Source organism: Bacteroidota bacterium (assembly GCA_030706565.1).
Classification (GTDB): Bacteria; Bacteroidota; Bacteroidia; order Bacteroidales; family JAUZOH01; genus JAUZOH01.
The window spans coordinates 1-24,597 of record JAUZOH010000014.1; the positions used below are offsets into that span (position 1 = coordinate 1).

General features: G+C 39.6%; 18 protein-coding genes. 4 read left to right on the forward strand and 14 right to left on the reverse strand.

Annotation, left to right across the window (positions count from 1 at the left end; all coding sequences use genetic code 11):
* Nucleotides 1-37 precede the first annotated feature (37 nt).
* Nucleotides 38-367 (forward strand): cupin domain-containing protein, encoded by a 330-nt coding sequence (locus Q8907_01865; GenBank protein MDP4273003.1) that lies wholly within the window; start codon nt 38-40, stop codon nt 365-367.
* On the opposite strand, the gene lpxA is transcribed toward Q8907_01865, so the two are convergent.
* The 4 genes from lpxA to Q8907_01885 all read right to left on the reverse strand — a co-directional run bounded on the left by lpxA (nt 364) and on the right by Q8907_01885 (nt 4,989).
* Nucleotides 364-1,173, reverse strand: coding sequence for an acyl-ACP--UDP-N-acetylglucosamine O-acyltransferase (gene lpxA / locus Q8907_01870; GenBank protein MDP4273004.1), 810 nt, complete (start codon nt 1,171-1,173; stop codon nt 364-366). The two genes, Q8907_01865 and lpxA, sit on opposite strands and share 4 nt — an antisense overlap.
* 11 nt (nt 1,174-1,184) lie before the next feature.
* On the reverse strand, nt 1,185-2,576 hold the full coding sequence (locus Q8907_01875) for a bifunctional UDP-3-O-[3-hydroxymyristoyl] N-acetylglucosamine deacetylase/3-hydroxyacyl-ACP dehydratase (GenBank protein ID MDP4273005.1): 1,392 nt from the start codon (nt 2,574-2,576) through the stop codon (nt 1,185-1,187).
* Nucleotides 2,577-2,661: 85 nt separating this feature from the next.
* Nucleotides 2,662-3,702 carry a UDP-3-O-(3-hydroxymyristoyl)glucosamine N-acyltransferase gene (lpxD, locus tag Q8907_01880; protein MDP4273006.1) on the reverse strand — a complete coding sequence of 347 codons (1,041 nt, stop codon included), beginning with the start codon at nt 3,700-3,702 and terminating at the stop codon, nt 2,662-2,664.
* Between the two features lie 45 nt (nt 3,703-3,747).
* Nucleotides 3,748-4,989 (reverse strand): HD domain-containing protein, encoded by a 1,242-nt coding sequence (locus tag Q8907_01885; protein MDP4273007.1) that lies wholly within the window; start codon nt 4,987-4,989, stop codon nt 3,748-3,750.
* Nucleotides 4,990-5,267: 278 nt separating this feature from the next.
* On the opposite strand from Q8907_01885, the gene rimP reads away from it, so the two are divergent.
* Genes rimP through infB form a run of 3 tightly spaced genes read left to right on the forward strand, consistent with a single transcriptional unit; the run spans nt 5,268 to nt 10,309 of the window.
* A complete protein-coding gene (gene rimP / locus Q8907_01890) occupies nt 5,268-5,744 on the forward strand; it encodes a ribosome assembly cofactor RimP (protein ID MDP4273008.1) in 477 nt (158 codons plus the stop codon).
* 23 nt (nt 5,745-5,767) lie between these two features.
* Complete coding sequence (nusA, locus tag Q8907_01895; GenBank protein ID MDP4273009.1) at nt 5,768-7,006, forward strand: transcription termination factor NusA; 1,239 nt, start codon at nt 5,768-5,770, stop codon at nt 7,004-7,006.
* 54 nt (nt 7,007-7,060) lie between these two features.
* Nucleotides 7,061-10,309, forward strand: a complete 3,249-nt coding sequence (gene infB, locus Q8907_01900) for a translation initiation factor IF-2 (protein MDP4273010.1) — start codon at nt 7,061-7,063, stop codon at nt 10,307-10,309.
* A gap of 37 nt (nt 10,310-10,346) precedes the next feature.
* Here the strand turns inward: infB and gcvH are convergent, their stop codons facing one another.
* The 10 genes from gcvH to Q8907_01950 form a co-directional block, all read right to left on the reverse strand.
* Nucleotides 10,347-10,727, reverse strand: coding sequence for a glycine cleavage system protein GcvH (gcvH, locus tag Q8907_01905; protein MDP4273011.1), 381 nt, complete (start codon nt 10,725-10,727; stop codon nt 10,347-10,349).
* A gap of 90 nt (nt 10,728-10,817) precedes the next feature.
* A complete protein-coding gene (sprA, locus tag Q8907_01910) occupies nt 10,818-18,209 on the reverse strand; it encodes a cell surface protein SprA (GenBank protein MDP4273012.1) in 7,392 nt (2,463 codons plus the stop codon).
* A 17-nt stretch (nt 18,210-18,226) separates the two neighbouring features.
* Nucleotides 18,227-18,808 carry a Holliday junction branch migration protein RuvA gene (gene ruvA / locus Q8907_01915; GenBank protein ID MDP4273013.1) on the reverse strand — a complete coding sequence of 194 codons (582 nt, stop codon included), beginning with the start codon at nt 18,806-18,808 and terminating at the stop codon, nt 18,227-18,229.
* Between the two features lie 140 nt (nt 18,809-18,948).
* Entirely contained in the window at nt 18,949-20,001 is a 1,053-nt protein-coding gene (pdxA, locus tag Q8907_01920) for a 4-hydroxythreonine-4-phosphate dehydrogenase PdxA (GenBank protein MDP4273014.1), read from the reverse strand.
* A 260-nt stretch (nt 20,002-20,261) separates the two neighbouring features.
* Entirely contained in the window at nt 20,262-20,597 is a 336-nt protein-coding gene (locus Q8907_01925; protein ID MDP4273015.1) for an MmcQ/YjbR family DNA-binding protein, read from the reverse strand.
* 11 nt (nt 20,598-20,608) lie between these two features.
* Complete coding sequence (locus Q8907_01930) at nt 20,609-20,974, reverse strand: YraN family protein (protein MDP4273016.1); 366 nt, start codon at nt 20,972-20,974, stop codon at nt 20,609-20,611.
* 162 nt (nt 20,975-21,136) lie between these two features.
* A complete protein-coding gene (locus Q8907_01935; protein ID MDP4273017.1) occupies nt 21,137-22,039 on the reverse strand; it encodes an LD-carboxypeptidase in 903 nt (300 codons plus the stop codon).
* Nucleotides 22,036-23,421, reverse strand: coding sequence for a phosphoglucosamine mutase (gene glmM / locus Q8907_01940; GenBank protein MDP4273018.1), 1,386 nt, complete (start codon nt 23,419-23,421; stop codon nt 22,036-22,038). The genes Q8907_01935 and glmM overlap by 4 nt, the downstream gene beginning before the upstream one ends.
* Nucleotides 23,422-23,593: 172 nt before the next feature.
* On the reverse strand, nt 23,594-24,196 hold the full coding sequence (locus Q8907_01945; protein MDP4273019.1) for an HmuY family protein: 603 nt from the start codon (nt 24,194-24,196) through the stop codon (nt 23,594-23,596).
* A gap of 17 nt (nt 24,197-24,213) precedes the next feature.
* On the reverse strand, nt 24,214-24,597 hold a 384-nt coding region (locus Q8907_01950), incomplete at its 5' end, for a TonB-dependent receptor (GenBank protein ID MDP4273020.1).

The following is a 24,597-nucleotide window of genomic DNA, read 5'->3' on the forward strand; positions in this document are numbered from 1 at the left end:
CCGGTTTGTTCTTATAGAAAATTTAAAATTGAAGAAAATGGAAAATAGTCCGGTCGAAAAAGCAAAAGCATATCAGTTGAGTGCTGCAGTTGAATATGTGGATAAAAGTATTGTCAGCAAGCAGGTTATCAAATCCCCGGCAGGGAACATTACTTTATTTGCTTTTGATAAAGACGAAGGCCTGAGCGAGCACAGTGCCCCCTTTGACGCTTTTGTGCAGGTAATTGACGGTAGTGCAGAAATAATAATTGGAGGAGTAAAAAATCTGTTGCAAACCGGGGAATTCATCATCATTCCGGCCAACACCCCTCATGAGGTGAAAGCCGTGAAAAAGTTCAAGATGATGCTTGCAATGATTAAAGCTTAGATATCGCCGCTGTCACTGCTATTGTTGCTGCTTTTAAATCCTCTCATAATACCCCGGCTGGAATTCCTGACAAAGTCAATAATTTCATCACGGTACTGAGAAGGAGCGATCTGTTCTTCGATTGCTTTCAGGGCATCTGAATTGTTCATGCTCGATTGATAGAGGAAACGGTAGACATCCTGGATGAGGTTGATTTGTTCTGGGGTAAATCCTCTGCGCCGCAGTCCGACAACATTAATCCCGACGTATGATAAGGGTTCACGGGCTGCCATAACAAATGGAGGGACATCTTTATGAACCAGGGATCCGCCAGAAATAAAAACATGGGAGCCCACATGTACAAACTGATGAACCATAACTCCGCCACTGAGGATAGCCCAATCACCCAGGGTTACTTCACCGGCAATAAATGAACCATTCGACATAATTACATGATCTCCAACCACACAATCATGGGCAACATGAGAATAAGCCATGATCAGGCAATTGCTTCCCACCACGGTTTTCCCGACGGCTTTGGTACCCCGGCTAACCGTTACACATTCCCGTATTGTAGTATTATCACCTATTTCGGCCGTGGTTTTTTCACCAACAAATTTTAAATCCTGGGGAATACCGGCAATAACAGCTCCGGGAAATATGCGGCAATTTTTACCAATTTTTGCGCCGTCAAATATTACGGCATGAGGACCTATCCAGGTCCCGTCACCTATTTCAACATCTTTTGCCACGTATGCAAAAGGTTCTATAATTACATTTTGTCCGATTTTAGCTTCGGGATGCACATAAGCTAATGACTGCGTCATGTCTTCTGTCTTTATTTATTTTTTGTTATTTGAGCCATAAATTCACCTTCCATCACCACGTTCTCGCCTACAAATACCTTGGCATCCATCTGGACAATTCCTCTTTTTATCGGAGCAATTAAATGGGCTGAAATAAGCAGGGTATCGCCGGGAAAGACTTTTCTTTTAAACTTCACCTTATCCATTTTCATGAAATAAGTAAGGTAATTTTCCGGATCGGGTACTGAATTTAATACCAATATTCCGCCAACCTGTGCCGTAGCTTCAACCATCAATACTCCCGGCATGACAGGAGCTTCAGGAAAATGCCCGACAAAAAATGGTTCATCCATGGTAATGTTCTTCAAACCCACAATGGATTGTTCGTCCATTTCGATGATTTTATCCACTAACAGGAAAGGAGGACGGTGTGGTAAAAGTTTTTTAATATCATTTATATTAAGGACAGGTTCTTTGTTTGGATCGTAAACAGGAGCCTGGGGTTTAATATGTTCTCTTTTCAGGTGTGAACGGAGAATTTTGGCAAATTCAGTATTGGCATGATGACCCGGGCGGGTAGCAACGATTTTTGCTTTCAGGGGTTCGCCAATCAACGATAAGTCGCCAATCAGGTCGAGAAGCTTATGACGTGCAGGTTCATTATTAAAATGCAGGTCAATATTATTTAGAATGCCATTGGATTTAGCATGTACATGAGGTTTATTAAATAAATCGGCCAAATGGTCCAATTCTTCCTGCGACATATCCTTATCCATAATGACGATGGCATTGTCCAAATCGCCTCCTTTAATCAGGTTGTTGTTGGCTAGAAATTCTATTTCATGAAGGAAAACAAAAGTACGGCAATTGGCTACTTCTGTTTCGTAATCATGGATTGAATTCAGTTTGGCAAATTGATTGCCCAATACCCGAGAATCATAATTGATCATTACATCCAGGCTCAAATGGTCGTCAGGATATGCAACAATTTCTATCCCTTTTGATTCGTCTTTATAAACGAACTTTTCCTTTAAAGTCAGATATTTTCTGCTGGCATTTTGTTCAACTATTTCAGCTTTGTGAAGAGCTTCAACGATCAGGCGGGAGCTGCCATCTAAAATAGGAGCTTCGGGGGCATTAATTTCGATTAAACAATTGTCAATTCCCAAGCCGGAAAGGGCTGAGACGGTATGTTCGATAGTGGAAACTTTAACTTCGCCTTCGGCCAATGTGGTACCTCTGGAAGTATCTGTGACATTTTCAACTAATGCATGAACCAAAGGCTGTCCTTCTAAATCGACTCTTTTAAATACAATCCCGTGATTTTCAGGAGCAGGCAAAAATTTCATCTCGGAATTTAATCCTGAATGTAATCCTTTTCCTTTTAAAACTACCGGATTTTTAATTGTTCTTTGTTTGTCTATCATAATTTCTTTAAACCAATATCTCTAAAATAAAGCGTGCAAGTTATAAAAAAAAAGGTTTGTAACAATTAGATGCATATGCTATTTAACCCAATTTGGATTTCAATTCCTCTACTTCTTTTTGTAAATCATACATTTGTTTAACGATCTCCGGGAATTTCCGGAAATAAATAAAAGATTTCTGGAATTTTTTAATATCCATAGCTGGTGTGCCAAGCAGTACTTCATTGTCCTTAATGGAACTTCCGATTCCGGACTGTGCTCCAATCTTTACTCCATCGCCAATGAAGATATGTCCGGCAATTCCAACCTGACCGCCAAACATGCAGTCTTTCCCTATCTTGGTTGAACCTGCTATACCCGTTTGAGAGGCTATTACTGTATTTTCACCAACTTCAACATTATGGGCTATCTGAATCAAATTGTCGAGTTTAACCCCTTTGCGGACAAAGGTGGATCCCATTGTCGAACGGTCTATACAGGTATTTGCCCCGATTTCGACATGATCCTCAATTTCAACATTTCCAACCTGTGGGATCTTTTTATAATCATTGTTTGCTGAAGGAGCGAATCCAAAACCGTCGGCACCAATGACTGCACCCGAATGAATGATACAATCCTTACCAATATGGCAGTCCTGATAAACTTTCACTCCGGCATAAAGAATGGAATTATCCTCAACCACCACGTTGTCGCCTAAATAAACCTGAGGATATATTTTAACATGGTTGCCTATTTTGACATTTTCACCCAGAAAGGCAAATGCACCAACGTAAACATCGGTACCGGTCTTTGCTGTAGGATCAATAAATGAGAGTTTATCTATACCAATTTTTTCGGGAATACTTTGTACATAAAGGTCAAGCAGGGAAGCAATACACTGATAAGAATCTTCAACTTTGATCATGGTGGCATTTACTTTTTCCTGGGGGACAAAAGTTTTGTTTACCAGAACAATAGAAGCCTGCGTAGTGTAAATATACTTTTCATATTTAGGATTGGCCAGAAAAGAAAGAGTTCCCTTTTTCCCCTCTTCAATTTTTGATAAACCGGTGACGATCACATCGGGGTTTCCTTCTATTTCTCCTTTTAAAAAGTCAGCTATAATTTTTGCAGTAAATTCCATAATTTAAAAATTTGGCACAAAACTATAAATAATTTTTACAATGGTTTAAAATTGTTTCGGATAGCATAGAAAATATTTCTTTTCCTCTTTCGAAAGTACTGAAACATTTAGCATGTCAGAGGCTTTTGATATATCCACAATTTCTCCTGAATTAAGCTTTATGGAAATCCGGTCATCGGTAAAACTATAGGCATTATTGGATATGGAATCAGAAAACACGAAATATCCGGCTTCTTTTGGGCTGAACTGGAAACGTTCTTCGAGCTTTTCTTTCAGTTCCTTTATTTTTTCAACATTGAAAGGAGTTTTGCTCATTTCAATTTTAAATAAATGCCTGTTAATAAGGTTGTCTGATAATTTAGATAAGATAGGGTCGCTATGCTGAGTCCAAACTTTAATGGATTGCATGATATCATAATCATCCAGCTGACTGAATTTCTCGAGAATAAATTGGGTATCCAAACCTGCAGGTTGCTCTTCCAGTTTCTTTTTGTCAATCTGGTTGAACAGGAAAAATTTAAGGGCAGGACTGGCAAATAAATCCACGCCGCTGTTTGCAAGTTCTTTTGCCCGTTTAAGAATTTTCGTTAAAAGCTGATCGGCCGACACAACTGTTTTATGGAGATAAACCTGCCAATACATCAGTCGTCTGGCGATCAGAAATTTTTCAATGGAATAAATACCTTTGGCCTCTACCACCAGCTGATCGTTGACCACATCAAGCATCTTAATGATACGGTCGGAACCGATCACTCCTTCGGTAACCCCGGTAAAAAAGCTGTCGCGGTTTAAGTAATCCAGCCTGTCCATATCCAGCTGACTAGAAACCAGTTGATATAAAAATCTTTTGCTGTAATGGTTAAAGAAAATTTCAAGAGCCATTGACAGCCTGCCCTCAAATTGACGGTTAAGCTCCCTCATAAACAAGGCAGAAATATATTCGTGGGTAATATCTTTAATAATATTATTTTCCAGGCAATGTGAAAACGGGCCATGCCCAATATCATGTAAAAGAATGGCAATGGAAACTGCTTCGCTTTCCTGTTCAGTAATTTCGTGGCCTTTGGAACGAATAACATCAATTGCCTGCTGCATGAGATGGGTGGCACCTATAGCATGCTGAAAACGGGTATGATTGGCAGCCGGGTACACGAAATTGGTCATACCCAGTTGTTTTATCCTTCTAAGACGCTGGAAGTAAGGATGTTCTATCAGATCGAACATAATCTCTGAAGGCATATTGATCAATCCATAAATAGGATCGTTGATAATTTTTCGCTTGTGGATGTTTGAATTTTTCACCTGGGAACTTTTTCTTACAAAAATACCCAAATGAGCAATGTAAACATCATTTTATTGACTTCAAATACATTATTTATTAAAATACCCTGCAAAAAGTTTATTTGTCCAGGGAAAAGTTGAAAAGGATGGATGAAAATTTAAAATTGTGAAATTCACTTATTTTCAACTCAATAATAATTTGGCAAAATAAATTTTTATATTTACCTTTGCGTTTAATTAAGAAGATAGGGGACAAAAGTCCCCTATTTTGTTGTCTAAAATTTATGATAAGCAGAGAACTAGTTGAAAGTCAGGTAAAGCAGATACTTTCTTCAAATGAAATATTTGAAGGATTGTTTATTGTGGAAACAAGTGTAAGCGAAAGCAATGAAATATTTGTTGTGCTTGATGGGTATAAACCGGTTACATTGGATCATTGTGCTGCCCTAAACACAGAGTTGGATAGCAAGTTAAACCGTGAAGTTGAGGATTTTGAAATAAAGGTAGCTTCGGCAGGTTTAGGATTTCCTTTTAAAGTACTGGAACAATATAAAAAGTATCTTGGTCAGGAAGTTGAAGTTTTAAAAACCGACGGGACAAAAGAAAAAGGAATTTTATTATCCTTTTCTGGCGATTCTTTGACGCTGGAGGTAACCGCAAGGGTTAAAGTTGAAGGGAAGAAGAAAAAACAGGTTCAGGTATCGCAGGAAATCATTGCACTTCCTTTGGTTAAATCAACTAAAGCTGTAATTTCGTTTTAATAAAGTCAAAATACACCATCGATATGGAAAACTTAAATTTAATCGACACTTTTGCAGAGTTTAAAGAACTGAAGAATATTGATCGTACCACCATGATGAGTGTTCTTGAGGATGTATTCAGAGGATTATTGCTGAAGAAATACGGAAGTGACGAAAATTTTGATGTGATTATAAACATTGACAAAGGGGATTTTGAAATATGGAGAAACCGTAAAGTTGTTGAAGATGAAAATCTGGAGGACCCCAATTTCGAAATAACTTTATCTGAAGCCAAAAAGATTGATGCCGATTACGAAGTAGGCGAAGAAGTTACTGATGAGGTTAAACTGGCTGATTTTGGCCGTAGGTCTATTTTAGCCCTGCGACAGAATCTTACTTCCAGGATTCTTGAGCTGGAAAAAAATAATATATACCTAAAATACAAAGACAAAATAGGGGAAATCGTTACCGGGGAAGTGTACCAGGTTTGGAAAAAAGAGATTCTTGTTCTTGATGACGAAGGAAATGAGCTTTTAATGCCTAAAACCGAACAGATTCCTTCTGATTATTTTCATAAGGGGGATTCAGTCCGGGCCATTGTCCTTAAAGTAGAGATGCGCAATAATAATCCTTTTATTATTCTTTCAAGAACTTCGCCGGTTTTCCTGGAACGTTTGTTTGAGCTCGAAGTTCCTGAAATTTTCGACGGATTAATTCTTCTCAAGAAGATTGTCCGTGTTCCCGGTGAAAGGGCCAAAGTAGCTGTCGAATCCTATGATGAGCGGATAGACCCTGTTGGAGCCTGTGTAGGTATGAAAGGAAGCCGTATCCATGGTATTGTAAGAGAGTTGAGAAACGAAAATATTGATGTAATCAATTATACCAACAATATTCAGTTATTTATAACCAGGGCATTGAATCCGGCCAAGATTGGTTCAATCAAGATCAATGAAGCTGAAAAGAAAGCGGATGTTTATTTAAAACCCAGCGAAGTTTCACTGGCTATTGGGAAAGGCGGATTGAATATAAAACTTGCTAGCCAGCTGACCGGTTATAATATTGATGTATACAGGGAAGATGAAAACGAAGATGAGGAAGATGTAAACCTTGATGAATTTTCCGATGAAATTGAAGGATGGATACTTGATCAACTTAAGTCAATTGGCTGTGACACAGCTAAAAGCGTTTTGAATATTCCTATGGAAGAATTAATTAAACGTACTGACCTGGAGGAAGAAACCATCAAGGAAGTAATAAAAATTTTAAAAGCCGAATTTGAATAATAGATTTTTAATAAATTAGCAGGTTCTAATTTAAATAATTGTGAAGGGTGAAATATGTCAGATACCAAAGCAACAAGATTGAGTAAGATAGCAAGGGAATTTAATGTAGGGATTTCTACTATTGTCGATTTTCTCAAAAAGAAAGGACTTAGCATTGATCCTAACCCGAATTCTAAGGTTCCACCGGAGTTCTATGATGATATCGTTAAAGAATACAGTTCTGAAGCGAATGTAAAAAAGGAATCGGAAAAACTTAGTTACCGGATTTTACATGAGAAAAAGGAAACTATTTCTATTGACGACATCGAAAGTGCTCAACCCGAAGAAGAACCGGAAGAAGCAGAAGAAGTCCTCATTAAGGATCATATTGTGCATCCGAAAGTGAAGGAAGAACTATTTGAGCCCGATAAAATTGAATTGGATACTGACTTGAAAGTTGTAGGCAAAATTGATTTGTCTAAACTCCAGCCCAAACATGTTGAAAAACAAGAAACCGAAGCAATTCCTACTCCTAAAGAACAAGAAAAAGTAAAACCGGTCGTAAGCGAAACTTCGAAAGAATCTGTTAAGGAAAGTACCCAGGAAGTTAAAAAAGAAGCTGTGGTGGAAACTCCTGTTGAAAAAGCTCCTGTCGAGAAAGCTCCTGTTGAGAAAGCAAAACCTATTGTCAAACCTGCCGCCCCTGAACCTTCAAAAATTCAAGAAGAGAAAAACATAACCATTGAAAAACCCAAAGTGGAACCAACACAAGCCGTTTTAAATATTGAAACAGAAAAAAAGGCACCTGAAATTATTCCTGAAGTACCGGTTGCTGAGGAAAAAGAAAAAGAAAATGAAATTAAAGTTGTCGGTCATATAGATTTATCTTCAATTAACCAGAGAACAAGGCCTGCCAAAAAGACCAGAAAGCAAAGGGATGAAGAACGACGCCTCGAAAAAGAAAAACATGAAAAATTCCTGGCAAAAATCAGAGAAGAAAGGGCTAAAAAGAAATCTGAACAGTTTGCTGGTGAAGAAAAAGTACAGTCTTCTCCCTCAAGACCCGAACATGGAACTGCCAAACCTGTTGAAGAAGTTCAACACCACAGGCCCTATGAAAAAGATTTTATAAAATCAGATGTTCAGAAGCTTACCGGGCCTACAGTTGTCGGGAAGATTGATTTACCTGATTTCGACAAGAAGAAACCCGTTGCTTCATCCAATGGTGAGTTTGATCATAAAAAGAGAAAGAGAAAGAGAATACGCAAGGACCAAGGGAAAAATGTAACCCTTCCGAATGCTGACAAAAAGATACACCCCAAACAACAGGTAGGGGCGGTTAATACTTCCAATGGAGGAAATCATGAAAGTAAACAGCGTTTGCCATTGAAGAAAAAACGTCGTCCACTCAGAGCTGAAATCACGGAAGAAGAGGTACAGAAGCAGATTAAAGATACTCTTGCAAGGCTTACTACCCACACCAAATCAAAAGGTTCGAAACACCGTAAGGAAAAGCGTGATGCGGTGAATGTCAAGCAGCAGGAAGAACTTGCAAAGATAGAGAAAGATAAGAACACCATTAAGGTAACCGAATTCGTCTCTGTAAATGAATTGGCTACAATGATGAATGTTCCGGTGAATGAAGTAATCGCTACCTGTATGAATCTGGGTCTGTTCGTTTCCATCAATCAGCGGTTGGATGCAGAGACAATGGCTTTGGTTGCAGACGAGTTCAATTATAAAGTCGAATTCATCAGTGTGGATGTTCAGGAAGCCATCAAGGAAGAAGAAGATAATACAGATAAAATTCAAAGCAGGCCTCCTATTGTCACTGTCATGGGACATGTCGACCATGGAAAGACCAAATTGCTGGATTATATAAGAAGAGCAAATGTTGTTGCAGGTGAGGCCGGTGGTATTACCCAACATATAGGTGCGTACAGTGTGGTATTAAAGGATGGCAGGCACATCACCTTCCTGGATACCCCGGGTCATGAAGCTTTTACTGCCATGCGAGCCCGTGGTGCACAGGCCACCGATATAGCGATTATTGTTGTCGCTGCCGACGATGGGGTAATGCCTCAGACGGTTGAAGCCATCAATCACGCACAGGCTGCCGGCGTTCCTATTGTTTTTGCCATCAATAAGGTTGATAAACCCGAATCCAATCCGGACCGGATTAAGGAAGAACTGGCCAATATGAACCTGCTGGTCGAAGATTGGGGCGGTAAATATCAGTCACAGGAAATTTCAGCCAAAACAGGATTAAATGTCGACGTTTTGCTTGACAAAGTATTGCTTGAAGCCGAATTACTTGACTTAAAAGCTGATCCTACCAAGAAAGCTATTGGTACTATTATTGAATCTGCACTGGATAAAGGGCGTGGTTATACATCAACCGTTCTGGTTGCGGCTGGAACATTGAAAGTCGGTGATGTCTTACTTGCCGGAAATTATACAGGCCATGTCAAAGCCATGTATAATGAAAGGAATAACCGTATTGAAGAAGCAGGGCCATCAACTCCGGCATTGGTACTTGGTTTGGACGGTGCACCTCAGGCAGGTGACAAATTTAACGTGATGGATTCGTTCAAGGAAGCAAAGGAAATTGCTAACCGTCGAAATCTGTTGCAACGTGAACAGGGACTCAGGACCCAAAAACATATCACATTGGATGAAATTGGCCGCCGTATAGCAATAGGCAATTTCAAAGAAATCAATGTTATTGTTAAGGGTGATGTAGATGGTTCAGTAGAAGCTTTGAGTGATTCATTAATCAAACTTTCCACACCGGAAATTCAGATTAATGTCATCCATAAAGCTGTTGGACAAATTTCAGAATCGGATGTTCTGCTGGCAGCTGCTTCCAATGCAATTATCATTGGTTTCCAGGTAAGGCCTTCATTTAGTGCCAAAAAGATAGCTGAAAAAGAAGAAATTGATATCCGGCTTTATTCCATCATTTACGATGCCATCAACGACCTGAAAGATGCTATGGAAGGTATGCTTTCGCCTGAAATCAAAGAAGAAATTGCAGCTACCCTCGATGTCAAAGAGGTATTCAATATTACCAAGGTTGGAACCGTTGCCGGTTGTATGGTAAAAGAAGGCAAAATTACAAGAAGTACAAAGGTCAGGATTATCCGCGACGGAATTGTTGTACACTCCGGTGCTCTTGGATCACTGAAACGGTTTAAGGATGATGCCAAAGAAGTGGTCAGTGGACAGGATTGCGGTCTTAATATCGTTAATTTCAACGACATTAAAGTAGGAGATGTGATTGAAGGTTACAGGGAAATTGAAATTAAAAAGAAACTAAAGTAATAAGAAGCTAACTTCTTATTACTTGGGTTTATTTTTCTTATTTGGCGATTAATTTCTGATAATCATCTGCACTTAACAGTTCCTTAGTTTCTTCAGGATTTTCAATAGAAATCTTGATCATCCAACCTTCTCCGTAAGGATCTTTATTTACTGCTTCAGGAGTAGATTCAAGGGCTTCATTTACTTCCAATACCTGGCCTGAAACAGGCATGTAAAGGTCTGATACCGTCTTAACGGCTTCGACTGTTCCAAAGGATTCGCCTTTTTTAAGGGTTTCTCCCTTTGTTTCAATTTCAACATAAACCACATCGCCCAATTCGCCCTGAGCAAAATCAGTGATGCCTACTATGCCGGTATTCCCTTCAACTCTAAGCCATTCATGGTCTTTTGTAAATTTTAAATCTTGAGGTAAATTCATAAATATTATTTTTTATTGTTAATAATCTTAAAAATTATTCAAAAATACTATTTTTTAAGAAACATCATTTAAGGGCTTCTTTAAATTTATTTATTGCGTGAGGGAGAATTTAATACTGAATCCAATATTTGAATTTGAAGTCGGGTAAGTTTCTGATACATAAGGCTTATTCTGATTGTACTCGTAATAGAATTGCAGGGTGAGGTTATTGCTGAGTGCATAATTGGCCGAAAATTTTAACCCCAATGATTGTTGGCCTGAAGTGGCTTCATCAAGATTCTCCTCCATCTTACGAATAATCGCGATATCCTGCCGTAACGAAAAATCAGCATTGAGTACCAGGTCACTTTTTATTGCTTTCTGCCCGCTGGCTGACTTAAAAATCAACTGTACCTGATTGAAACGATATCCTGCGCCAACAACATATTCATTGCTGCGGGTTTCAGTAAGCTGGTTGTTTGCGAAACTCATATTAAGGTTACGGGTACGTTTGAATTCCACATTGGTCATCAGGTTGTTTTTCCATGTCATATCCACGCTGAGAAGCGGGCTAAACATCTCAGTTATTGAAACCGACGCAATATCATATTGGGGAATATAATTGCCCTGAGCATCTATGGTACTTTTCCCGGCAGCATCTATCCCAAAATCCGAATTTGAAGTGAACGATCCCACATTATAAGTTGACCGGTAGGCATGCCGCAGGCTTACGGTACGGACCAGATTTTGCAAAATGCTGAGTTTCGACAAACCATCGTAGGTGAAACTCCAGTTGGGCATCATGCTTAAAACCGAAGGCATTGAGCTAAGGCTAATCCTTTCAGGGCTTTTATTACTGTAAGCAGCCAAAAATGCAGGTATCAATACTTGCTGGGATGTTGATCCATAACCTTTGGGAAAGATACTGTCAGTTGTAACGGTCCCCTGGTTCTGGAATTCAAGCCGTTTGGCAATGATCATCCTGTATTCTTTAAACTTATGAAATATGTTTGAATAATACTGATCTTTTTGTTTTTGTTTTTCAAAAGCTGTCCCTAAGGTAATATAAGACATTGAAAAGTTACCGTTCACCTGCTTCCCCGAGAAAATATATTCCCCTTTGCTGTTTTTATAAAATCCATCCTCATCATAACTGAAGTATTCGCTTTTATTTTCCGTGTAGCTTCTAAAAGCATTGAGGTCTATCCTGAACCCGTCAAAAGGTTCAAAAGTAGTACGGACATTGAGATTGTCGGTGTGCGTCATGGTATAGGGGACATTCAGGAGGGTATCAGTTGTCAACCAGCGGTATTCGTTCCCCGCGTTGTATGCAAAATCCTTATCCTGAACGCCTAAAATAAAAGGCAAACCGGGAGCAAGTCCGGCAGAAGTTTGTTGTGATCCAAAAAGTTTTGAATTAGGCAGGTATCCAGGCAGATAAGTACCTTCCTGTTGCGTGTAGGAAGCCGAAACATTTTTAACTCCCATTAATGCTTTAGCCAGACTGCGGGCCATCATGGCAAACGGGCTGTCGGTCAATTCAACCTCCCCCTCAATTTTTACTTTGACATTCTTATAGGAGCTGTCGGATACAAAAGATATTTTATTCCCGTTTACGATATCAACCTTCCCTTTTATTTCTTTCCCATCACTGGTATACATTTTCACCTTGACATTTTCAGTGGCCAGGTTATGTATAATCCTTCGCGGCATCTTGGCGGTAAGAAAGATTCCATCTTTTTCATAGTTCACCTTTTTAGTTCGTTTTTTGACCGCCTTGGGATTATATTGGTTGATTTTTTTCAGAAAACCTACCTTATTATAGAGGCTCAACAAGCTCAACTGAGCGTTTAGCTGGCTTTGATTATTGTTTTGAATGGTATTCCCCAGGTTATGATCCACAACAACTTTCCCTACATCCCATTCATAGCTCCCTCCGTAACGGGCTGTTACGGAAACCCAGTTAAATAGAGGGATCTTATTGATGGGCAAAGTATAACCTACGGCAATATCATGGTGATATTGAGTGGTTCGACCAAACTGTTTAATATTGCGCCATACCGAATCTTTCCACTCCTGATACCTAAGCCGGTCGTGAGAATCGACAGCTCCAAGGGGTTCGTCTATTCTGGCCAGATTTGTTGCAGAAAAATCAAGGGTCAGCGAACGGGTGAGGTCGAATTTCAACGTGTAATAACGGTTCCACAGAAAACTTTTATTTACTGTGGAATCAATTTTCAGAAGGGGATTATCTATGTTTCTTAATTTGGTTATTTCATAATCCCGGGTTATGTCGGTTCTGACAGAAACCCTTGAAGGGGTATAGTTAAAGTTAAAATCTTTAATCAGCCTGAAAATAGGTGCATTGAGAAACTTTACCTTGCTAAATGGACTAAAATTTTTAGGCTGGGTATTATAATTGTAGCTCAAAATACCTAAATGTTCTTTTACAATATCATATTCGGTATTGATATTCCTCGCATAAGTTTGAGTATATGAATATGTTGCAGAAAAATTGCCGGGGTCATAGAACTTCGGTTTCACACTGGTTTTATCAACTTTCACATTGGTGAAATTGATGCTCTTTTGAGTGGTATAATCCTGTGAAATATGTTTGATGGAATCTCTTTCATGTCTATTCTTTGCATTGTCCAATGCCACGTTTAAAGGGATGTCCGGATCCATAGGGTTATATTTTGGATTGATCACGGATTGAGAATATCCGATATAAACCGGTATAGACACCTTTGCTTTTTGAGGGAAAAATTTACCCAATTCAAGATTTGAAGAAATATTGTATTGAACATGTTGTTCCTGGCTTCTGGAACTTTCATTCTGATCAATACTTCCAAAACCCGGCTGGCTGATCAAGCCGGATAAAGTAACAGTTCCCAGGTCAGCCAGCTTGGTTGTTGCCCTTGCATTAGCCGCCCATCCCCCATTTTCTTTAAAATCGGTGAGCCTTAATTCGTTGACCCATATTTCGCCAGAGTGTGTCACCCCATTGCCATTGGTTTCTTTAGGATTCCTGATACCGATCAGGATGGTACGGACATTGCTTAAAGTCGGGTTCCCACAAATTCTTACGGTATTTTTCCCATCAGAATATAGATAAGGCGTAGTTGTCGCTACTTTGGCATTGTTCCTGGCCAGTTTGGCTTTTGTAAAAATGTCCAGACTGATATCCATTTCATTTTCCAAGGGCCATACAATACGTCTGGCACTTTCGCTATTGTTGTTGTATCTTCCATAAGGGGTGACCTTCACCGGAACTTCATATTCATAGTAATTATTGCTGTTATCCGTACCCAGCTGTATAAAAACGGTCAAATCGTTATCTTTAAGTATTTCATTGTTAAGCGCTTCGGCATGGACAAACATCTTCAATTTTTTATATTGAAGGAGGTTCAGGCTGCAGGTTTTATATGCTCCGCGAGCATCCCCGTCCTGCAAATTATGAACTTTCAAAACCATTGCCTGCTCATTAAGCTGGGTAACCTGTTGGCTGGTCGGATCAATAACACGGTCAATCCCCGGAGGCAATACATAATTAACAGGCGTTTTGTCAGCGTTTTCTTCAATATTAACCGCGGAAATATCAAATGTCCCGTCTTCAGTCTGGGGTGAGGTCAGGCCCGAGGTGACAGAGTTTAAGGGAAGGGTATATTTGTACCATTCGCCCCTTACCAGATTGAGGGTTGCAAAGCGGAGTACAATTGGTTTTTGAAATCCTTTGAGGAACATACGCATGAAACGAATGGATTCGAAATTCTGAATATTCCCTATAGGTTGACCTTCTTCAATAGGAATACGGAATTGGTACCAGCGTACATTCTTTTTGGTATGATTGGGAAATTCCATTACTGCATCCCGGTAATCCACAACATAATTTTCGCCAATTTTCAAAGAGTTGGGTTCAAGATCAACCTTGTACTGAAAGTAGTTTTCGCTTTCATTCATGGTATTGTCGTTGTTGATATCTTCCCCATCGGGAATGGTAGTGGATATATCCTGGGTACCGGATGAATTTCCTTCTGTATTGTTGTATTTTTTATACCTTTCAAGTATACCCAGATTTTCCTGGTCGTAATCGCTGCCTTTGAAATAATGGAAATCATCATTTGAGGGATCCTTAAGAGCATCCTGCAAAGCTTTTGAGTTTGGGAAAGCCTTACGGATGGCATCAATATAACCCGAAAATTTTGTATCTTCATCCCCATCGCTGATTCCGTCCAAACCTACATCTTGGTATTTACGGGTTGATTCATCGTTGTTGAAAGCATTGACAACACTCTGAAATTTAGGTACTCTTCCCCATACGCTGCTGTTATCAACATATTGTGAAGAATCTCCACTTGTAGGCAGCCCGTTTTCGAACGATTTTCTGGAATCCCTTAAAATATCCTCGGAAATATCACCCAGATTAAAATAGAGTTGTCCGCTGTTGTTGACAGAATCTTCTATGAAGGGGTTCATCATCCAGAATTCGATAAACTGTATGTTGGCCGATTCAAAGTCTACCGTAGGAATAGATCGCATAATACCGCCCCACCGGGTTTGTGGCTTAAGCAAATTCCCATTCTGATCTATTCCGGCAGATATACCATTTTCGCCTTTGACATCGAAATTGTAGGGCCCTTTTTCAGTGGGATAAAAGGCCAAATTCAAGATGGAAAGCAAAGGAGGAATGTTATTTGCGTATTCTTTATTTGGAAAAAGTTGATTTTCATAAACCTGGGCCACAAACGGATCTGACTGGAAGTCAGGATTATTCTTGATATTTGCCGGGGTCGATGATGAGTTATTCAGGAATAAAGGGTCAATGTTATACCAGGCAACCCGTGCACGGTTCATTCCATATTTAAGGTCGTTATTCAGGGATCCTTCGGGGAACATGAAATTTTGTTTTTGAGGCGTGCTTGCCAGAAACCATGAGCTTAATGATTTAAGGTCAATTGAGGTCTCGCTGCTTTCAAAATCGTCGATATAGGAAGTTCCGCTTTGTCCAATGGCTTTATTGTGCCCGGGAATAAGCTGCGCAAATTCGGCCTCCAGATTAATCGCTGATGTTTCTTTTGTTTGAATAAGGGGCAATTTATCAATCAGGGTAGTAAGGAATTGCGACTGGGTATTGTAGGAACCGGTGAGCCCCCACATGGTATTTGATATGGGTTCCTCACCAATGTTGACTTTCTGGGTCAATGGTTTTTCGTTCAAATAGAGCAGGGTCGCCCCCAGCTTGAAATTGTCCGATACCTTATAATCCAGGTGGGTCCCCAGCAATGTCTTGGTCTGAATACTGAAAAGGGCATTGTTCTCCAGCGAAACATTTATGGAAGTTCCCGAGGATATTAATCCCTGGTTAATAATTTTCACCCTTCCAAGGGTATAATCAACGGTATAATCAATGCCTTCTGTAAGCTTGACCCCTCCTGCAGTTACAGTTACCGAACCCTGAGGTATATTCATGGCATTCAGGTTGATCTCCGAACTGGATGAAGCCTGATAACTCCCGGTAAGTTTGAATTTGTCTTTTTCAGTCAACAGCTTGGCTTTGGTTAGCGTTGAATCGTAAAGTTCCTGAAAGACATATTTTTTTGCAATAGGATCGTTCCTCCAGGAACCTGGCGAGCCACCTGTGATGCTATCCCCTAAAACTGAACCAAAAGGTTCAAGGACAGGAAAAATGACCCTTCCGCTGGATGCTTTGATAGTAACTCCGTCTACAAAGTCGAATGCACCGTCAGGATAAGGATCTCCCTGAGAATTCAGTTTATCAAGGCCAAGCACTTTCAATAAGATATGCCCTTTTATTTTACCTGCCGAAATATAGTTTACAGATTGACCGGTCTGATCATCCTGATAAAGAACATTAAGTTGAAAATTTTTACTGTTCACCTGGTATGCACCCAGTGAGTAAATATTTTTCATCATCAAATTCCAGGTGGGTTTAAAAAGCGGAGTCAGGTTGGTGCCTTTTATCAGTTTCAAGGCCAATACGTTAGGAGCTGCAACATCCGTAGATAATTCTCCTACTTTATAAGTTTTCCCATCCACTTCGTACTCATAAGCCACAGCGAGCACTTCGTCGGTATTTAGTGCAGAATTTAAAGAAATATATCCTAAATTGGTATTTACTTCATATTCGGAAGACGATAATTTCCTGGCATTTTCAATTTTTTCGTAATCCTGTCCGGAAATAAAATTGTAGGAAGAAAGGGGCTCAAGGGAAGAATAAACCTGTTCGATTTTTCTGATCTGGTAACGGGTTGAATCGGTAATGGTTTTGTACATATTATTGGCCCCATTTCGAGGATATTCGCCAGCTTCTGGAACTTTAGCAAATTCCGGAACCTTATTGTAAACATCAGGCTCGCCCAAATCGACAAAAGCAGCTATATGCCTGGAATTGGTATAAATAGCTGTTTTATTGGTAACCCAAACTTCTATCCGGGTTATGTGGGTTTTGGAATCAATAGCATTGGGATTTTTTAATGCTTCATTGTAATGATTGCGAAAGTATTCGGAAAGGAAAAAATGCCGGTTGGCCTCATATTGATCTGCAGAAATTGAAAAGGTATTGGTTTGAGCCCCTCCCTTGGTCTGAATCTGAGTGGTCTGTCCTTTTTGCTGCGACAACACCGTTGTAACCGTCAGTTTCCCAAATTGCATTTCTGTCTTCAGGCCAAATAAGCTCTGGCTTCCGGTGATTAAGGTCCCTGAAAGCGGGAGTGTGACATTTCCAGCTTCCACTTTTTTTAAGATTTCATCTTCCTTGCCCGAATATTCCAGTTTTGTTTTGTTTTCGAAATCAAAGGTAGCCTCGGTGTTATAATTAAAACCCAATTTGACTTTATCGCCAATGGAACCGTTCACATTCATTTGTATTTTCTGTTGAAAATCAAAGGTGGTGGTTCTTCTGAGGTTTTCCTGGATAAAGGGATTATCAGTTTTGTTCGTTTTAATTCCGAAAATAAGTTCAGCGTTACCCTGTGGAACAATATTGATCACATTGGAACCGAAAATATTATCTAATGCTTCGCCACCCAGGTTTATTTTCGGAAGAAATGATTGAGATGCGGTATTCCCTGCAGCCTTTTCGTGCCAATAATTACGCAGGCTTTGTTTAAACTGGTAATCCTGGTATTCCTTTGCACTCATTGAACTGGGCAAACGGTAATCCAACTTGCCCATTTTTTTTTCGATGAGGTATTCGTTGAAACCCGGGAGATACTCCACCACAGGTTTAACGTTGGAAGGGTCTTTCAGATAAAGCGGGGAAGCATTCCGTTCAGGAGCTGAAATATTCTCCTGATCCTTAAAGGGATAAGGTAATTTACCTGCTTTGGCCTTTTTGGTTGTATCGGAACGCGTAGTATCCTGTGCAAATCTTTGAGTAATTGGATTAAAGGGGTGTTCAGATGCCACTGCTTTGGTAAGTACTAATCCCAAAATAGCACAAACTGCAACAATAACTAAATATTTTAGTAAATTCCTGTTCAAATGTAGAAAAGATTTCGCTATAAGATTTTAAGAGCTTTTTTAATTAACTCTTCTACTGTCAGATTATTATTTTCAGAAAGGATTTTATCTAAAGCCTTTTCAGCCACATTTTTTGCAAAACCCAACATCACCATAGCAGATAACGATTCTTCCTTTATTGTATTGTTGTGAGTCTGTACTTTCTCTCCAAATTTAAAATCTTTGCCTAATTTATCTTTCAAATCAATAATGACCCTTTGGGCTGTTTTTAATCCGATACCCTTAACGCTTTTAATCAGGTTTACATTTTCGCTGGCAATTGCATTCTGAATTTCGGAGGTTGAAAGTGACGAAAGTATCATGCGTGCAGTGTTTGCACCTATCCCTGATACTGAAATCAACAACCGGAATATTTCCCTTTCTTTTTTATCTGAGAAACCATACAAAAGTATGGCATCTTCACGAACTACCTGATGAAGGTATAACCTTGCGGCTTTTTGTTCCTCAAGTTGAGCGTAGGTCGAAAGAGAAATATTTATGAAATATGCAATTCCACCTGTTTGAATAACAGCGAACGCAGGATTTAATTCAATCAGGTTTCCCTCAATAAATTCGTACATCTATGATATTATTCATGTTAATTAATCCTGACTAAGATACAAAAAAATAGAAAATCTAAATTTTAACCCCGGATTGAAATTTTCTTTTAAAAATTTATTGAAGATCTGATGTTTCTCGATAATTTTCAAAGAAAACCGGATTAAATATTAGAGATATCATAGTCTTTCATAGGATTACCGGTAAGTTCCTTATAACGATGACGATTATTGAAGATATCGCAAGCCAGGTATAATGCATGACTAAACGAAAGGAATGATGCTTCGTTTTTGCCGGCTATATCGTAGGCAGTTCCGTGCGCAGGCGATGTCCGGATAATGGGCAAACCGGCAGTATAATTTACTCCATCTTCGAAAGTAAGGGACTTGAAAGCAATTAAACCCTGATCGTGGTACATGGCCAGAATGGCGTCAAAATTTCTGTAATCGCCAGAACCAAAGAAACCGTCAGCTGGGAACGGGCCGAAAACAGCCATATTACTTTCTTTGGCTTTTTCAATGGCGGGGATAATGATTCGTTTCTCTTCATCACCGATAACACCTTGGTCGCCAGCATGAGGATTTAATCCCAATACGGCAATCCTGGGTTTGCGAATGGCAAAATCCACAATTAGCGAGTTGTTCAGAATATTCAGTTTTTTCAAAATATTTTCTTCGGTGATGCAGGAAGGTACTTTCGATATGGGAACATGGCCGGTGACCACTCCTACTTTAAGCAATTCACTGACCATCAGCATTAAAACCTCATCTGCTCCAAACATCGATTGAAGATACTCGGTATGCCCGGGAAAAGAGAAATTTTTAGACTGAATGTTAAATTTATTGATGGGACAGGTTACAACAACATCTATTTTGTTGTTTTTCAAATCCTGTACAGCAGCCTGGAGGGCCTGGGCTGAAGCTTCACCCGCCATCTGGGTTGATTTGCCTAATTCTACCCTTATATTTTCGTCAGAACAATTGAGGATGTTCACTCTTCTGGGATTGGCTTCGTCGGCATTTTTTATGTTGTTCAGACTAAAATTCTCAATATCTAAGGCTTTACGGTGATAAGCGGCTACTTTGGGCGAACCGTAAATGATAGGGGTACAAAAATCAAGAATTTTTGTATCCATCAGGGTTTTGAAAATCACTTCATATCCAATTCCGTTGATGTCGCCGTGGGTAATACCTAGTCTTATTTTTGAATCTTTCATATATAAATAGTTAATTGTTCAATGTTGATGAAATTTAAGCCGGCAGTTTTGTCTATGTGTCTTATTTACTGCATCTTACAAGCTTGCTTTCCATAATTTTTCAATAAATTTTCCTGCTTTTTCAGACAATTTGATCCCTGAATTTAAGCAAAAAATTAAAGCAAAAACAGAATTTTGTTTGCCTACACAAAACCGTAATGACAAAAATAATAAAAATATGTCAGGCTGGGCTGATTAGTATACAAATATAGCCGGCTCATTTATTTGTAGTTTTTAGGAATGCCTCTCAAAACCAAATCGTACGATTGGTCAATCCATTGGCAGATTAATTTGTCAGGAAGGCTTCCATCAATATTTACGGTATTCCAGTATTTTTTGTTCATGTGATAGCCGGGCAAAACAGAGGGGTATTGTTCTCTGAGTTCAATTGCAAGTTCAGGGTCGCATTTGATGTTAATGCTGAGTGGAGGTTCGAGATCAGTAAGGAGGAACATTTTGTTCTTCACTTTAAAAACCAGTGTGGTTTGGTCGAAAGGGAAGCATTCTGTGACTCCGGGTTTGGAAATACAATAGTCTCTAAGTGTTTCAATATTCATTTTACTGTGAATTAGCGGACAGAAGGATAAAAAGCATCCTGAATATGTTCAATTCTATAGGACTTTTCATAAAAAATAACAGAAACGATATCAAAGCGGGACTCATACTGAATATCGTATTTCGAAATATAGGCATTGGCAGCTTCAACGATAAATCTTTGTTTCTTACGGGTAACTGCTTCGCTTGGCGTGTCGAAATCAGGGCTTTTCCGCGTTTTTACTTCAACAAAAACGACCATATTGTCTTTGGCAGCCACGATATCCAATTCCTTATGGATATATTGCCAGTTGCGGTGCAAAATTTTATAGCCTTTTTTTACCAGCATTGCGGCGGCAATTTCTTCGCCCTTGTCGCCCGTATCCATACTTTCAGACATCTGTAAAAGAATTAAGCTTTTCTACTGGTACTTTTTAAACAGGTGATGTTCAGCCTGTTTTATAATTCAATTTACAAATTATTTTAAATTTTTGTAGTACTATTAGAAACTTTCCTGCAAATTTCATAAAAACTGCTTTAAACATGCAGTTAACAGAGGAATTTAAAAACTTAATACAGATCCGGTTGAATTTACTTCAAGGCTTACTTCCCTTCCCATAATCATGGCCTGGTTATCATCTATATGTCCGGCCGGGAAACCAAAAGCTACCGGGTATTTATAATCTTTTACCACATCAGCCACAATTTCTTCAGCCGTCTTGCCAAATGGGACGGCGTTGTCATGCATTTCGCTCATTCCTCCGATAACAAGGCCCGCCAGTTGGTCCAGTTTATGCCCCAGTCTGAAATTCATCATCATCCGGTCGATATGGTAAAGATATTCGTCCAAATCTTCGATGAAAAGAATTTTGCCCCTTGTATCAATATCATAATCTGTTCCGCAAAGACTGTAAAGCACAGAGAGATTACCGCCCAAAAGTGTACCTTTACAACTGCCCTGATGGTTTAAAGGATGCGGGTTGAAGGCATACCCCGGATTCTTACCGAAAAGCACCTCTTTTACACTATTAACATAAGGATTAATGCTGCCTTCAACATAAAACTTAATAGGCATCAGGGCATGGATGGTCTCAACATTATATTTACGGTTGACCAACGAATGTAAGGCGGTGATGTCGCTGTATCCAACAATCCATTTGGGATGAGAAAGGAATTTCACAAAGTTTAAAAGAGGAAGCACCCGGACTGTCCCATATCCCCCCCGTGCACAAACGATAGCTGCAATACTTTCGTCATCGAGCATAGCTTGCAGGTCGGAAGCACGTTCTTCATCGGTACCGGCAAACTGGTTGTTCTGTGAATGTACATGCGGACCAGCCACAACCTCTAATCCCCAGGATTCAAATAACTTTACGGCAGGTGCCAGTTCTTCTTCAGTTACCCACCGTGCAGGAGCTACAATTCCAACTTTATCCCCGGCTTGTAAAAATCTTGGCCTGATCATTTAATGAGTTCCTGAATTTCATCCATAATTTTATGTGCAAGTGCATCGGCCTTTTCCAAGGTATCACTTTCCGAATATATCCTAATGATAGGTTCAGTATTTGATTTGCGAAGGTGTACCCATTGCTTTTCAAATTCTATTTTCACGCCATCGATATCATTAACAGGATAATCTTTATATTTCTCTTTCATGGCAGCCAATACCTTATCCACGTCTATTCCGGGAGTAAGCTGTATCTTGTTTTTCGAAATGGAATATTCAGGATAGGTTGCCCTGAGCTGGGAACATGTCATTTGTGACTTTGCCAGGTGAGTAAGGAAAAGAGCAATTCCTACCAGTGCATCCCGGCCATAATGAATTTCTGGATAAATAACTCCACCGTTGCCTTCACCGCCAATAACCGCATTATGCTCTTTCATGGCTGTAACCACGTTGACTTCGCCAACTGCAGCAGAGAAATATTGGCCTCCATGATTTTCGGTTATATCACGCAGCGCACGGGTACTTGACAGATTTGAAACAGTGTTTCCTTTTTGATTTTTCAATACATAATCGGCTACAGAAACCAAAGTATATTCTTCTCCGAACATGCTGCCGTCTTCCTTAATAATGGCAAGGCGATCCACATCAGGATCAACAACAAAACCAACATCAATCTTATTTTCGGAAGCCACTTTTGCGATGCCCTTCAGATTTTCAGGGATAGGCTCGGGATTATGAGCAAAATGCCCCGAAGGGTCACAGTTCAGGCAAATAATTTTTTTGACCCCAAGCTGTTTTAGCAATTCCGGTATAACAATTCCACCAACTGAATTGACACAATCGATAACAACTTTAAATTTTGCCTTTTTAATTGCCTTCTTATGTACCAAAGGTAAATCCAGTACTTTCTGAATATGAATCTGGGTATAATCTTTTTGTTCTACTTTACCGAGTTTGTCGACAGTTGCAAAATCAAAGTCCTGTTTTTCAGCAAGCGACAGTACTTCTTTGCCTTCCTTGTCGGAGAGGAATTCACCTTTAGAACCAAGCAACTTCAAGGCATTCCATTGTACGGGATTATGACTTGCGGTGAGGATCAATCCACCATCTGCCTTTTCGCCGGTAACAGCAATCTCGGTGGTTGGGGTGGTAGCCAGCCCAATGTGCACAACATCAGCTCCCATGCCTATAAGCGTACCAATCACCATTTTTTCGACCATTTCGCCCGAAATTCTTGCATCACGGCCAACCACAACTTTAATTTTCTCCTTTTTTGCGTTTTGCCTGGTCCATGAAGCAAAGGCAGAAGTAAATTTGACAATGTCAATAGGACTAAGGCCTTCACCTGCTTTCCCGCCGATTGTGCCCCTTATTCCTGAGATGGATTTAATCAGTGTCATACTTAATTTATTTACTTAATGTAATTCCTGATGCAAAAATAAAGGAATATTTTAAACAAAGAATATTATTATGAAATCAGGAGGGAGAGAATTTTAAGTCATGAAACAAATAAAAATCACCTGACTGCAGCCATATTAACTGTTGCCAGGTGATTTTATAAACAAAAACTAACTAATATATCGTTGTACTTCCGTTTGACTGATAAACGTAATTGATTTTAAAGTACCTTGGAGTTTCGGTTTGAGTGGGATTTGCCGGAGCATTTTTATAGTAGCTGAGAATTTCAAACTTTGCATATTTTTTGTCAGCAGTCCTGACTACAAAAACTTTCCCGGGAATGGGTAAAATGACGTGTGGATTCGTTGGATTTTCACCGGTGTAGGTATACCAGCCATTTCCAGATCCGGTGGGTATGGCAAATCCAGTGCTGCTATCTTCAGCATATCCGGTTGTATCAGCTGTTGTTACAGCATCAAAAAGAGCGTCTTTGACAACTACTCCTGCTTCCCCGGGTCCGCTGATCCCACTGTTCAGAATAACTGATGTAGAGCGAAAACCTATATCCCACTTTGCAGTAGCTGAATCGCTGATTGAAACGGTTGCTCCTGTCTTAAAAGAAAATAAGGTATAGTGTCCGTTTAATCCGCTGGCATCAATATTGCTTACGGTTTTTACTTCCAGCGTTCCGTTACCCGAATTGTCGTCTTTTTTATTGCTGCAGGCACCAAAAATAAAAGTCATTAAAGTCAGGGCTAAAAAAAATCTACTTTTCATGTTGAAAAAAATTAATGTTAAAAAAGTGAATAAAAAAGTGAAGCATAAAACAACCTTCCTGCAATACCGGCTGCATGTTGAGCATCGGTGAAGTTGGTCAGGTCATTACAGCCCACCTGTATAGTTAAATGTTTGTTTAATTTCTGTGAAGCCGACAGGTTAATCAGTGCATAACCTTTGGCATATTCAGAACTTACATCCAGTATGCCATTGCCATTATTATCGGCAAAACCATAACGGCCTTTATAGATTAGCCGGGCGGAAAGTGAAGTTCCTGATTTAAAATTATCGTAACTTATTTTTAAGTTCCAGCTATTTTTAGAGCGGTTAAACAGGCCCCCGTAGTCAGACATTTTCACTTTTTCTGTTTTTTGGCTTTGGGGATTCCGCCGGAATACTTC

Bases quoted from the DNA above. Each gene is read 5' to 3' on its own strand.
- Q8907_01865 (MDP4273003.1), top strand. From the start codon at position 38: ATGGAAAATAGTCCGGTCGAAAAAGCAAAAGCATATCAGTTGAGTGCT.
- lpxA (MDP4273004.1), bottom strand. From the start codon at position 1,173: ATGACGCAGTCATTAGCTTATGTGCATCCCGAAGCTAAAATCGGACAA.
- lpxD (MDP4273006.1), bottom strand. From the start codon at position 3,702: ATGGAATTTACTGCAAAAATTATAGCTGACTTTTTAAAAGGAGAAATA.
- rimP (MDP4273008.1), top strand. From the start codon at position 5,268: ATGATAAGCAGAGAACTAGTTGAAAGTCAGGTAAAGCAGATACTTTCT.
- nusA (MDP4273009.1), top strand. From the start codon at position 5,768: ATGGAAAACTTAAATTTAATCGACACTTTTGCAGAGTTTAAAGAACTG.
- infB (MDP4273010.1), top strand. From the start codon at position 7,061: ATGTCAGATACCAAAGCAACAAGATTGAGTAAGATAGCAAGGGAATTT.
- gcvH (MDP4273011.1), bottom strand. From the start codon at position 10,727: ATGAATTTACCTCAAGATTTAAAATTTACAAAAGACCATGAATGGCTT.
- ruvA (MDP4273013.1), bottom strand. From the start codon at position 18,808: ATGTACGAATTTATTGAGGGAAACCTGATTGAATTAAATCCTGCGTTC.
- pdxA (MDP4273014.1), bottom strand. From the start codon at position 20,001: ATGAAAGATTCAAAAATAAGACTAGGTATTACCCACGGCGACATCAAC.
- Q8907_01925 (MDP4273015.1), bottom strand. From the start codon at position 20,597: ATGAATATTGAAACACTTAGAGACTATTGTATTTCCAAACCCGGAGTC.
- Q8907_01930 (MDP4273016.1), bottom strand. From the start codon at position 20,974: ATGTCTGAAAGTATGGATACGGGCGACAAGGGCGAAGAAATTGCCGCC.
- Q8907_01935 (MDP4273017.1), bottom strand. From the start codon at position 22,039: ATGATCAGGCCAAGATTTTTACAAGCCGGGGATAAAGTTGGAATTGTA.
- glmM (MDP4273018.1), bottom strand. From the start codon at position 23,421: ATGACACTGATTAAATCCATCTCAGGAATAAGGGGCACAATCGGCGGG.
- Q8907_01945 (MDP4273019.1), bottom strand. From the start codon at position 24,196: ATGAAAAGTAGATTTTTTTTAGCCCTGACTTTAATGACTTTTATTTTT.